Here is a 15,414-nt window from a genome sequence, read left to right as displayed (position 1 = left end):
TCAGACATGCCTATGCATACACCTATTGGAACGCGCGGTTTACGCCTCGGCGCCCCATGGGTTCGAAGCGCGTGCGGCAGACGGAGCTCCGGCCGGTTTACGGTACTGCTGCATGGAATACTTTCGCTGCTGGTTGTCTGCCGTCCCACGCCAGCCGCAGAGCGGCCACCTGAGCAGGAGACGCATGGACTCACGCCAATCCTCGAAAACATGATCGATCGTCCGCTGCGCTACACCCCGCAGGGAACGGATTTCGTGATCACCAACGGAACAGAGTATTTCAATCGCCCGTTGTATGCCGCCAACGCGCCGTTCCGGATCGATGGCGGCGATCGCCCGGAATTTTCGCTTTACCTTCCAGGCCGCGGGGGAAATTTGCGTTTGGGCTGGATCGCAAATGGCGCCGCAGCTTGGCTGGACCAAAGTTCCAATATCGTCGCGCGGTATCGGCCTGGATCCCTGATCTACGATGTCACCGACTCATCGGGGAAACACGTTGCGCGGTTAACGGTCCTGCCGCTGAAGGATGCGCGCGGGTTGGTTGGACGCGTTGAGCCGGGATCATCGATTCAAAACGGAACCGAATGGGTCCTCGCATTCGGCGGGGTGAATGGAATGCGGGGCAGGCGAAGCGGGGACATCGGCTGCGAAAACCTTCCCATAAGCCAGTTCTTTCAGTTGCGCCCGGAACAGTGTCGTGATGACAGGATCACGCCTGGCAACGGGGTGTTCATCACGCACGGGCGGCCGGGAGCCATTGCAGGCGTGCTGCCTCTTTCGCGCGCCGTCATTGCCGATGCGAACCATTGGTCGTCGCTGTCTTCGCTCCTGCAGAATACGAATGCAGCGAACATCGAGAATCAATTGGCAGTGCTCAGACGAAACGCTCAATCGCAAGCTGCCTTTCACTTCGTCCTGCGCCAGGTGGAAACCAATTCGGCGCCGCGTGACGTGGCACAAACTGACGAAGCTTCGCTCGCGAGATTATTCGCTGAAGCCGAGGAGCATCGCAAACGCATCGCAGAACGCGTGCGGGTTGAAACTCCCGATCCCTTCATCAACGCGGCGGCGGCGGCGTTGAACATCGCGGCGGACGGCGTGTGGGATGCGCGCCAGGAATCCTTCATGCATGGCGCTGTTGCGTGGCGCAATCGGTTGCTGGGCTGGCGCGGCATGTACTCGGGTGACGCATTGGGCTGGCACGAACGGACGCGCCGCCACTTCGACGGGTTCGCGCGGCAGCAGAATACCAACGCGATACCTGAAATAATTCCTCCTGCCGACGCATCGGCCAATTTGTCCCGAAGCGAAGCGGCGTTGCACAGCAATGGCAACATGACGCGCAACCACTACGACATGAACCTCGTGGCTGTGGACGCGTTCTTTCGCCACCTGCTGTGGACGGGTGATTTGGAATTCGCGGCGCGGATGTGGCCTGTGATTGAACGCCATTTCGCCTGGGAAAGGCGGTTGTTCCGGCGTGAGTTTGGATCAGATCGGCTCCCGCTTTACGAAGCTTATGCGGCGATCTGGGCGAGCGACGATCTTGCCTACAACGGCGGAGGTTCGACGCATGGTTCAGCGTATAATTATTTTCATCAACGCATGGCTGCGCGTGTTGCGGCACGGCTTGGAAAAGATGCAGCGCCTTTCAATCGCGAAGCCGATCTCATCAGGCAGGCCATGCGGCGTGAACTCTGGCTGCCGGAACGCGGCTGGTTTGCTGAGTGGAAGGATTTGCTCGGGCTTCAACTCGTTCACCCAAATGCTGCGGCTTGGACTTTCTATCACACGATCGATTCCGCGGTGCCTTCAGCTGAAGAGGCGTGGCAGATGAGCCGGTTTGCGCAAAAGGAGATCACGAAGATTCCCGTGCGGGGACCCGGCGTTCCCGAAGGTGCGCATACGCAACCGACCACCACGTGGATGCCTTACAGTTGGTCGCTGAACAACGTGGTGCTGTCCGAAGTCCAGCACACCGCGCTCGCACACTGGCAGGCAGGAAGGCGGGATGCCGCGATGCCGCTCTTCAAAGGCGCGTTGCTCGACAGCATGTTCCTCGGCCTCTGCCCGGGGAACGTTGGAATGAGCACCTTCTACGACGCATACCGCCGCGAATCGCAACGCGACTTTGCTGATGGCGTTGGCAGTCTTTCTCGAGCGCTTGTGGAAGGATTGTTTGGCGTGCAGCCAGACCTGCTGCAGGGCGAGGTTCGTGTGCGCCCAGGTTTCCCTGGCGATTGGCAATTCGCCCGTATGGACCATCCCGATTTCACGATTCGTTTCGAGCGGGATGGGACCCGCGAGCACTACGTCTTTCATTCGCGTTTCGCAAAGCCCGTGAAACTGCGACTGCACGCACCCGCTTTGCGCGATCAGGCCACTGTCACATGCAATGGCAGACAGCTTTCCTGGAAGCCAATTGAAACCGCAATCGGCACTCCAGCAATCGAAATTGAAACCGAAGCGGGCTCCGCGCACGCAGTGACGATCGACTGGAACGGCGGAGGTATCCGCCACATGCAAGGACCTGCGATCGCCGCGTTGCAATCCGAATATCGCGCTGCAAATGGGCCGCGCGTCATCAGCCTCTCTGACCCTCAAGACGCGTTGCACGACGAAGGGTTCGAAGGCTCGACTGTTTCTGGAAGAGTCGCCGGCACGATTGGACATCGCACCGTCTTTGCACTGGTTGAGCAGGGGAAACTGCGATGGCGCGAGCCGCTCGAATTCGAAGTGCGGCCGGCTTGGGAGATTGTGGGTTCGGTCGTTCAACGTCCTGGTGAACTTCGGTTTCGACTGCGCAACAACACACCAGACCCGCTGAGCCGCGCGGTCTCGTGCGAGGCCGGAGATGAAACCGTGCGACTGCAGGTGCCAGTCGGCGCATTCGCGGAATCCGATGAAATTGTGCTTTCAGCGAAACGCCTTGTTCCCGGCGCGAATCTCGTCTCAGTGAAGATTTCTGATTCGCTGACCGTCAGTAACAGCGTGGTGAACTGGCGACTGGATGCTGCGGCGGATTCCCGTTTCGAGGCGGTGGATCTTGCCGCGGTTTTCAACGACCGCGTGTCACAAATCTTCAAGAACGAATACCTTTCGCCGCGCTCGCCGTTCTGTTCGCTCGCCGTTCCCAAGCAAGGCATCGGCAGCTGGTGTCATCCCGCTGATCAGTTCGATATCGACGATTCCGGCTTGCGCGCCCTGGCGGGTTCGAATGAAGGCGTCCTCCGTTTGCCGAACGGTGTTCCCCTGCGAACGCCTTCTCAGGACGGCGCTCGCAATGTGCTTTTCACGTCACAGTGGGACAACTATCCGAGTGAAGCCGCGGTTGGGCTCAGCGGGAAGGCATCGCACGCGTATCTGTTGATGGCGGGTTCGTCGAGCCCGATGCAAAGCCGGTTCGACAATGGTGAAGTGGTGGTGGCCTACACGGACGGCTCAGTGGAGCGCTTGCCGCTGCGAAACCCGGACAACTGGTGGTTGATCGACCAGGATTATTTCATTGATGACTTTGCGTTTCGCCGTGACGAACCCATTCCTCCGCGAGTGGTGTTGAAGACCGGGCAGGTGCGTGTTACCGATCCTGTGGAATTCAAAGGACGCGGTCGCACCGTGGCGGGCGGCGCCGCAACCGTGCTCGACCTTCCGCTGAATCCCGCGAAGGAATTGAAGTCACTGACGGTTCGCGCGCTCGCGAACGAAGTGGTCATTGGCCTCATGAGTGTAACCCTCGCGCGTTAAGACCAATCTGTTTTTTCGATTATGAACAAAAAGATGTCGTGGCAGCCGGACTGGAGCCGGCGCCGTTTTCTATCCCGCTCCGCCGCCGCAGCGGCTGCCGCCGTCGCTGCCCCGATGATTGTTCCCGCCCGCGTGCTTGGCCTCGAGGGAGGAGTCGCTCCGAGCAATCGGATTACGATCGGCTTCATTGGCACGGGGCGTCAGGCGTTCTACGCAAACATTCCCGCGTTGCTCAACGAGAACGATGCGCAATGCGTTGCCGTGTGCGATGTGGATTCGTGGCGCATGGGCCAGGCGCGAAAACAGATCGAGGAATTCTACGCTGCAAAGCAGGAAGGAACCTACAGGGGTTGCGCCACATTCCGCGACTGGCGGGAGCTGATCGCGCGCAAGGATATCGATGCAGTGATGATCTCGACGCCCGACCATTGGCACGTCATCCAGGCCATCGCTGCAGCGCGCGCTGGCAAGTCGATCAGTTGCGAGAAGCCGTTGACGCGCAGCATTGCTGAAGGACGCAAGCTTTGCGACGTCGTGAAGGAGACCAAAGTGGTTTTTCGAACAGATAGCGAATACCGCTCCCGCAAGTTCTTCTTCAACGCTATTCAGGCAGTTCGCAACGGCAGGATCGGCAAGCTGCAGCGCGTCATCACCGCCACCCCGCGCGATCCAACGCTGGAACCGCAGCCGGCGATGCCTGTGCCCGAGGAACTCGACTACGACATGTGGCTGGGACCTGCACCCGAGGCCCCCTATACCGAGCAACGCGTTCATACGCGGCATAACACGGGAAAACGGCCCGGCTGGATTTGTATTCGGGATTATGCGGACGGGATGATTGCGAACTGGGGAGCGCACTTGAATGACATGGCGCTTTGGGCAATGAACCTTGAGCACACAGGGCCTGTTGAAGTGCGGGGAAGCGGCAAGTTCCCGCCGCGGGAGAATCTCTGGAACGTGGTGATCGACTTCGAAGTGACCTATCGCTTTGCGAATGGAATGGATCTGATTTGCAAAACCGACCCGAAGCCTTTTGTGCGGTATGAAGGGACGGATGGATGGATTCAGGTCAACGACTCAGGCTCCGTTGAAGCGAGCGACAAGGCGCTGATTCGATGGACACCTGGCCCGGACGATTTGCACCTGACCTACAAGAGAAGTGAAAAGCGGGACTTCCTCGACGCTGTAAAAGCGGGAACACAACCGCTCTACGACGTGGAGGCGGGGCATCGCAACACAAGCCTGTGTCATCTCGCGCTGGCCGCGATGGAAACAGGCCGGCCGCTGAAGTGGGATCCGACCGCGGAAAAGGTGATTGGCGATGAGGCAGCGGAAAAGCTGCTGGCTCCCAAACCGTATCGAGATGCATGGAAACTTTAAGCTGTTCGCGTGAGCGGAACCTGCTGGTGAACACAGCGCTCTTGTTGATGTTGCTGGCGTCAGGCACAAGCAACGCCGCCGAAACCAATGGCGTTTCGCCGGTCGAAATGCAGGCAATTTATGAGGAGGTAAGAACGCCGTGCAAATACGGCGTTGTTCTCGAGCCGCCTCCTGGAAAAAAGGTTGATTGCCCAAACGTGTTCCGCGCGGGAGACCGCTGGTACATGATGTATGTGCTGCTTGAGAACTCGCCTGAAGGTTACACCACGCAACTGGCGGAAAGCACGAACCTGCTGCATTGGCAGCCCCTCGGCACCATCCTGAATCGTGGCGGCACGAATACATGGGATCATGCCAATGCGGGCGGAGGCGTCGCGCTCTTCGACACCAAGTGGGGCGGCAGCAATACGCTTCTTCAATACGAAGGGCAGTATTGGCTCTCCTATCTTGGCGGCGAATTGTTCGGATACGAAAAAACGCCGCTCGCGATCGGCCTGGGCTACACAAGCGATCCCTCGCGTCCGGAGCCGTGGCGAAAGCTTCCGAAGCCCGTTCTGAGGGCGGACGATGCCGATGCACGCCCGCAGGAAAAAGAGACGCTGTATAAGAGTTACATTTTTCGGGATGAACACCGGACGCTGGGCGCACCGTTTGTAATGTTTTACAACGCCAAGCCGAATCGCGGCAGCGAACAGATATTTGCCGCGACCTCGCACGACATGAAAACATGGAAGCGGTTCGGCTCAGGCACTGCGTTGGAGAATCTTCCGCCAGCGGGCGCGCGCCATGGCGTGATCAGCGGGGATCCGCAAGTGGTGCGCATGAATGATCTCTGGGTGATGTTCTATTTTGGTGCGTTTTGGAAGGAGGGTGCCTTCGACACGTTTGCGGCTTCGCGCGACCTGGTGAACTGGACCAAATGGGACGGCGAGGATCTCGTCAAGCCAAGCGAGCCGTTCGACACGCCGTTTGCGCACAAGCCATGGCTCATCAAGCATGATGGAGTGGTGTACCATTTCTACTGCGCGGTCGGCGGCAAGAATCACCATCGCACCATTGCCCTGGCAACGTCGCGCGACCTTCGTCCGAAACCTTGAGCCACGACATCGATTGAGATTCCCGGAATTCCGTGGAATGATGCGGCCACTCAATGTCCGTAAAAGTCAAAATCTGCGGGATCACGAGCGCCGCCGACGCGTTTGCCGCGGCGGAGGCGGGGGCCGACGCCATTGGCCTGATGTTCTACGAAAAAAGCCCGCGCTATGTGTGCGTCAGCGAAGCCGCAGCGATCGTTCGCAACCTGCCTCCATTCGTGCTGAAGGTGGGCGTCTTTGTTGACCCGCCGGAGGATCTCGTCTTCCAGGCGATCACCGAGTGCGGCCTGAACGTCGTGCAGTTTCACGGCAACGAATCGCCTGAGTTCTGCGTTCAATTCGGAGTGATGAGCATCAAGGCCTTTCGTGTGCGTGATGCCGATTCCCTGAAGCAACTCGCTGATTATCCAACGGACGCCTGGTTGTTGGACGCGTTTTCAGAAAAGAGCATTGGCGGTACGGGCGAGCAGTTTAACTGGGATCTTGCCCTGCAGGCGAAACAGTGGGGGCGCCTGATTTTTCTTGCAGGCGGCCTGACACCAAAGAACGTCGGTGACGCCGTGACGCGCGTGCAACCCTTTGCCGTGGACGTTTCGAGCGGCGTGGAATCCGCACCGGGCGTGAAGGATCACGTGAAAGTTCGCGAGTTCATCCGCGCAGCCAAGGGAGAGCCGGCGTAGCGAGGTTTCCCAACCTGTTGTATCGCTGGCTTCCAAGCCGGCTGCGCGTCGATTACGCCGAAACGTTTAGAACGCTGCGGTTACACCCTGCCTGCAGTTTGGCTTAAGCCTTGAAGTTGCCAGTGCAGCGTTGGGCCTGTTTGCGAGTTGGACTAAACTCGCCATTCGCTCGCGTGATCGTCTTGTTGAGCGTCCTAAGCAGGCTGCAAGTCAGCGCTCGTGCTGCAGACGCGCACCACATTCCCACTTTCTCCCTCACGCGCTTTGCCTTAGGTTTCCGCCATGAACCATCCTGTTGCTGAAACTGTTCCGGACGCCCAGGGGCATTTCGGTCCCTACGGCGGCCGCTACGTTCCGGAAACTCTGATGCACCCGCTCCAGGAACTGGAAGCGGAATATTTTCGTTCGCAGCAGGACCCGGAATTCCAGCGCGAGTTTCAGTATTACCTCCGCGAGTTCTGCGGCCGCCCGACGCCGTTGTATTTTGCCGAACGGCTCACGCGCGAACTCGGCGGCGCAAAGATCTACCTGAAGCGCGAAGACCTGCTCCACACGGGCGCGCACAAAATCAACAACGCCATCGGTCAGATCCTGCTCGCCAGGCGCATGGGCAAGACGCGGATCATCGCCGAAACCGGCGCGGGCCAGCATGGAGTCGCCACGGCAACCGTGAGCGCCATGTTTGGCTTGAAGTGCGTGATCTACATGGGAGCGGTCGATTGCGAACGGCAGGCACTGAACGTGTACCGCATGAAGATGCTGGGGGCCGACGTCGTTCCAGTGCATGCGGGCCAGAAGACGCTGAAGGAGGCCGTGAACGAGGCGATGCGCGACTGGGTCACGAACGTCCGCAGCACGCATTATATTCTCGGCACCGCGTACGGCGCTCATCCTTATCCTGTCATGGTGCGGAATTTCCAGCGCGTGATTGGAGACGAAGCGCGGCGGCAGATTCTCGAAAAAGAGCAGCGCCTTCCAGACGCACTTGTGGCCTGCGTCGGCGGAGGATCGAATGCCATCGGTTTGTTTTACCCGTTCATTGGAGACACCTCCGTTCGCTTGATCGGAGTGGAGGCCGGCGGTCTCGGCATTCAGCCTGAGAAGCATGCCGCGCGATTCCAGGGCGGCTCGCTTGGCGTATTGCAGGGAACCCGCAGCTACATCCTGCAGGACGACTGCGGCCAGATTCAATCGACGCATAGTGTCAGCGCTGGACTTGATTATGCCGCGGTCGGACCTGAGCACGCCTACCTGCGTGATGCGCATCGTGCCGAATACACCTTCGCCACCGACGAGCAGGCGCTGGAAGCGTTCATGAAACTGGCCCGGCTTGAGGGAATCATTCCCGCCCTGGAGAGTTCCCACGCGATCGCTGAAGTCCTCCGCCGCGCGCCAGGCATGGGCAAGGATTCAATCCTGATCGCCAACCTCTCCGGCCGCGGCGACAAGGACGTCTCGCAAGTCGCGGCAAAAGTTGGTCTCGAGATGCCAAAGTAAATAGCCCGCGAGTTCGCGGAGATGCAATGGATCCGTCACCAGGTCGTGCATGATGCCTGCGTTTGTCCGCGGTTATTTTGGAACTTGTCCACCCGATCCCTTGAAAACATGAACACTGGTCGCGCGCTGCAGGTTTTCCGTCTCGTCATCTATCTCATCGGGAGTTTGTCTTTCGTTCAGAGACTGTCGGCAACGGAGTTCCCGTTCGCGGCCGCGGATGTGGAGCGAATTGATCGGGCGCGGATCTTCCGTGCGGCGGACCTCGCGCTGGCAATGGCGCCAATCACGATCACGCAATTCCGGGCGAAGCTGAGCGAAGGAGGACCTCACGATTTTTATTCGAACGGCGACTATTGGTGGCCCAACCCGAATACAACAAACGGGTTGCCATATGTGCAGCGGGACGGGGAATCCAATCCTGAAAATTTCGCGGAGCATCGCCGTTGCGTGATGCGGTTGCGCGACGCTGTGGCAGCGCTGGCGGCGGCTTACAGCATTTCGGGGGAGGAACGTTACGCGGAAAAGGGCGCAACCCTGTTGCGGGTTTTCTTTGTTGATGCTGAAACGCGAATGAACCCGAGCCTCAACTTTGCACAGGCCATTCCGGGGATCACTCCCGGCCGGGGGATCGGCATCATCGATACGCTGCACCTTGCCGAAGTGCCGCTGGCGGTGCTCGCATTACGAAAGTCGCCGGCCTTTTCGCGCGAGGTTGCGACAGCCGTTGAACAATGGTTCAGGGAATACACTGAGTGGATGATCACCAGCAGGAACGGGCGTGATGAGGCAAACACCGGCAACAATCATGCAGTGGCGTACTGGCTGCAGGTGGCGTGCTTCGCGCGCCTGACGGGTGACTCGAATCGGCTCGCTGAAGTCCGCAGGCGTTTCAAGGAGGTGTTCGTCGCGAAGCAGATGGCGCAGGATGGCAGCTTTCCAGCGGAATTACGCCGCACCAAACCTTATGCCTATTCGATTTTTCAGCTCGATAACATGACGTCGCTGTGCCAGGTCGCGTCCACGCCGGAAGATGATTTGTGGCGCTTTGCGTTGCCTGACGGCCGCGGAATCCGGCGGGCGATGCAGCACCTCTTTCCGTATCTGGCAGACAAGTCGAGTTGGCCGAATCCGCCCGATGTGCAAGCCTGGAACGGATGGCCGGCGCGCCAGCCGTGCCTGCTGTTTGCAGGACTCATGTTTGATGAGCCCAAATACATCAAGCTATGGACCGAGCTGCCGCCCGACCCCGAAGATGGGGAGGTTAAACGAAACATCGCCATCACTCAGCCGCTGTTATGGCTGAGATGACGAAGCCACTGCCCTATTGTTTTTCTGATGTTTGTGGCTCGGCCTTGGACAGCGAAACAGCAAGTGCATGGACTTCGCTTCCTGCGAGCAGGAAGGCCCCGACGCCGAAAACGTCACTTGACGATGCTTCGAACTCTTTGGGATTGGCACCCACGGGCTGAACATGCGTGAGCTTTCCGTCGGGTTGAACGCATTCCACCAACGCGTGCCAACCTCGACGAATTCCGGGTTCGAATTCCGTTCGGTCTAGCAGGCCGTGGTTGACCCCCCAGGCGAAGCTGTACACGAAGAACCCGGATCCGCTGGTTTCCTTCATTGGATAACTCTGCGGGTCCAGCAAGCTGGCTCGCCAAAGACCGTCGGGTTGTTGACACGCGAGAACTTTCCCTGCGATTTCGCGAAAGAGCGTGTTGAATCGTGGACGATCTGGGTGATCCGCCGGCAGGTGTTCCAGCACCCGCGCAATCCCCGCCAGCACCCAGCCATTGCCGCGGCTCCAGAAGATCTTGCGGCCGTTTGCCTCGCGGCGGCTGAAGAACGTGCTGTCGCGGAAATAGAGACGTTCTTCCCGGTCGTAAAGGTAATCGGTCGTGATCCACCATTCGCGCGTCATGTAGTCGAGGTATCGCCGATCTCCCGTCGCGGTGAAGAGACGCGCAAGGGCCGGCGGCGACATGAACAACGAGTCACACCAGGACCATCGATCCAGCGCGCCGCGGATATCGAATTGAAGGCTGTTGGTGTTTGGATGTTCCAGGATGTAATCAAAGCGCGCTTTTGTGGGTTGAAGCATGGCAGGATCGCGATGCTGCAAATAAAGCTCGAGGTATGTCTGGCTTACGCAATGGTCGTCCGCGTGATAAATGCGCCGGGCCGGCTGCCAGTTGAATCGTTTGCCCATCTGCAGCATGGCGTTGTGATAGCGTGGGTCGTCCGCCATTCGGCTCCATGCCATCAGCCCCGTGTAAAAGGCCGCCCACGTCCAGCAGTCTTCAGTATAACGGTTGCTGGAGGATGAAGGATTGACCAATTGCCAGTCGGCCACGCGCTTCAGGACGTCGCGAATGGCAGCTTGTTCGAGATTGGAGGTTGCGGAGGATCCTGGGGGCTCACCAGCCATGGTCACTAAGGCGGACAATAAGACCAAAGCCAGACAGAAGCTGCCAGGGATTGAACGCATGCGGTAGTTAAAACAGAACACGCGATCGAAGCCAAAGCGAAATATCCCGTAGAACAAAGCTTCGTTGCGCAAGGGTCAGTCCACCCACCTCGCTTTGAAAAACCGTTGGGGTGGACCCTCGGGCACGTCCAAGACCCTGGTGTCGTTGGTGAGCAGCATTGTTGCGGAGCTCTGCCATTCGGGACTGTTCAAATCGTCGGCAACCTCGAGTGCGTAGTGCAGCCCACGCCGCCCGCGGAGAATCAGCTTCATTCCGTCCTGCCCGAAGAGCCACAACTCAGGCGCGGGTGCGGAATTCAGATTGAACGGCGTTTGAATGATCCGCATCGGCGTGTCATATCCGACAACATAGACGCGATTGCCGTCCACCGAGATGGCGCTGCAATAGCCGTCACCTCGGTAGTAGCCGACCGGCACCGGGAGTTCCGGTTCCCGTACGTCGAACACGATCAGTTCCATGGTGCTGCCGTCAGAATCGACGAGATAAACCAATCCGTTCACGATCTGTACTGCCGAGATGCGAAGAAGCCGCGGGAAATTGGGGGTCTGGTAGCTCAGATATCCGATCGAAGCGGGCTGTGCTGGGTTGGTCACGGAGATGATCGAGGTGTCAGCGATTAAAAAATCCTGTTGGGCGGCGATTGCGAAGACGGACGTTTCCAGACGGCCCGTTTCATACGGGTGGGTTGGATCGGAGACATTAACGATGAGCAGTCCACCAGGCGACGAATTGGAGCCAATCGGGACAATGGCTGCAATTGACGTGAGGTACGCGATATCGCCGGAGAGGCATATGTGGCGAGGCTGGATATTGGTAGAAAAGCCGCCCGCCAGAACAGGAACTTCTCGATTACTGATGTCGAAGATCTGGAGCCCTGCGCTTCCGTCGGCCACATATGCGAAGTTTCCACGCACGGCAATGTCGCTCGCATATCCTGCGGTGTTGCAGCCGCCCAGCAGAAATGGAGCGGAGGGATCTGCAACACTGATGATCTCGAAACCAAGAATTCCCTCGGCGACGAAGGCCAAGCCATCGCAGACAGTTAGCTTCGAAGCATAACCCGCAGTGGCGAAGCTCCCGACCAGGTGCGGCGACGCGGGATCGGTCACGCTGACAATGGAGAGCCCGTTTGTTCCTCTAGCCAGATAAGCCAGGCCGTTCGCTACAACAACGTCTTCCGCGTCCTGGTTCCATGTGCCTATGGATGCGATGGGAGGCAGCACTGTCAGGAGCACCTCACGGCTGCCGACTTCGCCGCCGTAATTCCCCGCCGTGGCAAAGTAAACGCCCGAATCATTGGTGCTCACGTTGTCGAACCTCCTGGTTCGACTGGCGCCAGCAGTTTGCGGAAAAGGCACGCCGGGGTTTGGCGATGACGTTGTTCCGACTTTGGTCCAACGAACCCATGGGTCCGGCAAACCTGCGGCCTCAAGCGTGAAATGCGTGTTCACGCCTTCTGCTGCTTCCACGCTGCGCGGTTGACAGGTGATGACCGGGGCCACGGACGTGATCACTGTCAACGACACATTGCTGCTCTCGACGCTTCCGAAAGCGTTCGTGACAAAGAGACTGTAGCTGCCGGCATGTGCGGGAGAGACGTTCGTGAGGTTCAGCCATTCCCCGATGCCGCCGGGCAAGTCCGAGCCGGCCTTTCGCCATTGAAACCAAAAGGGAGGCGAACCACCGACGCCGCCCCACCCAGTGAAGCTCTGCCCCGTGTAAGCAATGGCTGATTCCGGCTCGAAAGTAAAAAACGGGGGGACCGGCGGCAGGATGGTGACCGAAGCATTGCTGCTCACGATCCAACCCTGTGAATTAGTCACGAGGACCGAGTAGGTTCCAGAATCGTTTGTGGTTGCTGCCGGGAAATATAGAAACGAATTCGTCGCATGAACGATGTTCGTTCCGTCGCGCCGCCATTGAAACCGGAACGGCGGAGTTCCCGAAGCTGAAACAGAAATCCCGGCAAACTCTCCCATGAACGCAGTCACGTCCGCCGGTCCGTAATCGATGGCCAGAGGCCGCGGCTCCGATACGGCAAACCCATCCAGGCAAACCGAACCGGAATTCCCATGGTGACAAAAGCCCGTCCAGCGCAACACGTTTGTTCCGGCCGGCAAATCGTGCACCTGCTCCGTCCAAAACGAACTCATAAGGTAAACACCAGACCGCCTTTCGTTGATGGTAAATTCCCAAACGAAACCGAAAGATCCGGATGCGTCGAACTGCGTCGCCGTCCAGAAATGGATCGTTGCCGGTCCCACAACCTCCGTCTCGATCCATGAGATCTGGTTCGACTGGATGTTTCCAGACTGCGCTGCGTCAACGCCGTCGTGAGTGTTGGTTGTTTGCGCGTCCCACGGAACATCACCTCCAGTTGTCCACGAGAGGCTGCTGGCATCCACGGCGTCAGCCAAGGTTTGCGCCCGACCACAATGGCCGATGACAAAACAGAAAATAACAGCAGTCAACAGCAGCAGGCTTTTTCGGGAAGATTTGGATTTCGTAATGTACCACCTTTCTCCGCAAACAACTGCGTTCCATTAGCCATGTCATGCAGCCGGCTGTCAACGATCAATTGGGAGATCGCGAATCGTGTTCGGATTCCACATAGACTAAGGGGAAAACGGACGTCAGGAAATACACAGCAGGGCAATGCCGCAACCCAAACGAAATGGGGAAACGCGTTTACGCGAATTGAAGGGAAAGAGACAAGCAACCACGAATCACACAGCACGGCAGAGCCGCAACCAAAACGCGAAAAGGAAAAAACGGGTTTACGCGAATTGCGCGAATTGAAGAGAGGAAGTTCAACCACGAACCACACGAACCACACGAAGAGACAGCAATGGAGATGGAAATCTAATCACGGATGGAGACGGATGAACACGGATTCGGAAAACAGCTTCCTCTGCCCTTTTCTCTGCTGCCTCTGCGTGCTCCTGTTAAACGTCTTCTCTTCGCGCTTCTTGTGCCCTTCCCGTGAGGCAACTTCTTTGAATTCTGGAGGCAGATCGGGAAAGACAAAACGGGTCTACGCGAATTGCGCGAATGGAAGAGAGGAAGTTCAACCACGAACCACACGAACCAAACGAAGAGACAGCAATGGGGATGGAAAGCTAATCACGGATGGAGACGGATGAACCCGGATTCGGAAACAGCTTCCTTTGCCCTTTTCTCTGCTGCCTCTGAGTGCTCCTGTTAAACGTCTTCTCTTCGCGCTTCTTGTGCCCTTCCCGTGAGGCAACTTCTTTTGAATTCTGGAGGCAGATCGGGAAAGACAAAACGGGTCTACGCGAATTGCGCGGATTGGAAGAGAGGAAGTTCAACCACGAATCACACGAACCACACGAAGAGACAGCAATGGAGATGGAAATCTAATCACGGATGGAGACGGATGAACCCGGATTCGGAAACAGCTTCCTTTGCCCTTTCTCTGCTGCCTCTGCTTGCTCCTGTTAAACGGGATGGACACGGATGGAAGAAAAATGCTGAAACACGAAAAACTTAAAACAGAAATCCGTTCGACGTCTTTTTTCTTCGGGACCTCCGCGGCCTTCGCGTGAGATTATTTGTTTGGCCGCGGAGAAGAGGTATAGCCACGAAAGACACTGCGGTCGCAGGCTGACATTCAGGAGCTTACGAAAGATTGCCGCCTAAAATTTGCCAAAAGAACGAGACTTTGACGGACAGCAGCACGGAAGCGGACGAGCTAACCGAATGGTGGCGCGAAGCTCTCGAACGGAGGCTGAAGAGACATCGATGAACTTCACGAAAATGAGCGTAATTCGCGTAAAGCCGTTTGCCTTTCGATCGTTCCGCGGCTTTCTGCTGGACGCTGCGCTGGCGACCAATAACTTGTCGCCGCACAACCATTTGAACGAGACCCGAATCTGAACCATGACGTCTGCAATCAGTCCACAACGTAAACGGACGCTCGCGAGTTTTATTTTTCTGAGCCGCTGGCTCCAGGCTCCTCTCTACCTTGGGCTCATCGTGGCGCAGGCCGTCTACGTTTATCGGTTCCTGCTGGAACTCTGGCATCTGCTCGGATTCGCACTGTTCAATCATCCTGCCCCGGCCTCGGTCACTACCTCGGCCACGGATGCTGAATCGATCGTGATGCTAAGCGTGCTGGGGTTGATCGACGTGGTGATGATCGCCAACCTGCTCATCATGGTCATCGTCGGCGGATATGAAACGTTCGTTTCGCGGCTGCGGCTGGAAGGGCATCCCGACCAGCCGGAATGGTTGTCGCACGTCAACGCAGGCATTCTCAAGGTCAAGCTGGCGACGGCGCTGATCGGCATTTCTTCGATTCACCTGCTCAAGACCTTCATCAGCGCAGGTTCGCACGATCAGAAAACAATGTTGTGGCAGGTGATCATTCACGTGACGTTCGTTGCTTCCGCCATTGCGCTGGCGTGGATTGACAGGCTCACCGTTCCTGCGGCAAGAGCCCATTAGATTCTCCCCATAGCCGCTGGGCAACTTGCTCCAGTTTACCGTCCGACGTTTCCGCGCGACGAT

The 15,414-nt window shown here is 57.9% G+C and carries 9 protein-coding genes; 7 read left to right on the top strand and 2 right to left on the bottom strand.

All coding sequences use genetic code 11. The features are described 5' to 3' along the window. Positions 1 to 12 precede the first annotated feature (12 nt). From VEH04_03400 to VEH04_03375, 6 genes are all read left to right on the top strand, one after another. Positions 13 to 3,744, top strand: coding sequence for a DUF4450 domain-containing protein (locus VEH04_03400; GenBank protein ID HYG21804.1), 3,732 nt, complete (start codon positions 13 to 15; stop codon positions 3,742 to 3,744). Positions 3,745 to 3,765: 21 nt separating this feature from the next. Next, a complete protein-coding gene (locus VEH04_03395; protein HYG21803.1) occupies positions 3,766 to 5,124 on the top strand; it encodes a Gfo/Idh/MocA family oxidoreductase in 1,359 nt (452 codons plus the stop codon). After that, on the top strand, positions 5,112 to 6,221 hold the full coding sequence (locus VEH04_03390; protein ID HYG21802.1) for a glycosylase: 1,110 nt from the start codon (positions 5,112 to 5,114) through the stop codon (positions 6,219 to 6,221). The genes VEH04_03395 and VEH04_03390 overlap by 13 nt, the downstream gene beginning before the upstream one ends. Positions 6,222 to 6,274: 53 nt before the next feature. Beyond that, the gene (locus tag VEH04_03385; GenBank protein ID HYG21801.1) at positions 6,275 to 6,898 is read left to right on the top strand and encodes a phosphoribosylanthranilate isomerase; all 624 of its coding nucleotides are present in this window, start codon (positions 6,275 to 6,277) and stop codon (positions 6,896 to 6,898) included. Positions 6,899 to 7,180: 282 nt separating this feature from the next. Continuing rightward, positions 7,181 to 8,395: a tryptophan synthase subunit beta gene (gene trpB / locus VEH04_03380; protein HYG21800.1), complete on the top strand. Its 1,215-nt coding sequence runs from the start codon at positions 7,181 to 7,183 to the stop codon at positions 8,393 to 8,395. A 108-nt stretch (positions 8,396 to 8,503) separates the two neighbouring features. Next, complete coding sequence (locus tag VEH04_03375; GenBank protein ID HYG21799.1) at positions 8,504 to 9,703, top strand: alginate lyase family protein; 1,200 nt, start codon at positions 8,504 to 8,506, stop codon at positions 9,701 to 9,703. A 13-nt stretch (positions 9,704 to 9,716) separates the two neighbouring features. Here VEH04_03375 and VEH04_03370 read toward each other — a convergent pair whose 3' ends face one another. Both VEH04_03370 and VEH04_03365 read right to left on the bottom strand, forming a co-directional pair. Further along, on the bottom strand, positions 9,717 to 10,823 hold the full coding sequence (locus VEH04_03370) for a glycoside hydrolase family 88 protein (GenBank protein ID HYG21798.1): 1,107 nt from the start codon (positions 10,821 to 10,823) through the stop codon (positions 9,717 to 9,719). A 135-nt stretch (positions 10,824 to 10,958) separates the two neighbouring features. Continuing rightward, positions 10,959 to 13,301 (bottom strand): immunoglobulin domain-containing protein, encoded by a 2,343-nt coding sequence (locus VEH04_03365; GenBank protein ID HYG21797.1) that lies wholly within the window; start codon positions 13,299 to 13,301, stop codon positions 10,959 to 10,961. 1,483 nt (positions 13,302 to 14,784) lie between these two features. On the opposite strand from VEH04_03365, the gene VEH04_03360 reads away from it, so the two are divergent. Continuing rightward, positions 14,785 to 15,351: a TIGR00645 family protein gene (locus tag VEH04_03360; GenBank protein ID HYG21796.1), complete on the top strand. Its 567-nt coding sequence runs from the start codon at positions 14,785 to 14,787 to the stop codon at positions 15,349 to 15,351. The last annotated feature ends 63 nt before the right edge of the window (positions 15,352 to 15,414 follow it).

The sequence above is a fragment of the Verrucomicrobiia bacterium genome, assembly GCA_035629175.1.
Lineage (GTDB): Bacteria > Verrucomicrobiota > Verrucomicrobiia > Limisphaerales > DASXHY01 > DASXHY01.
Note: the sequence above shows the minus strand (reverse complement) of the source record. Positions and strands in the feature narration are given on the sequence as shown.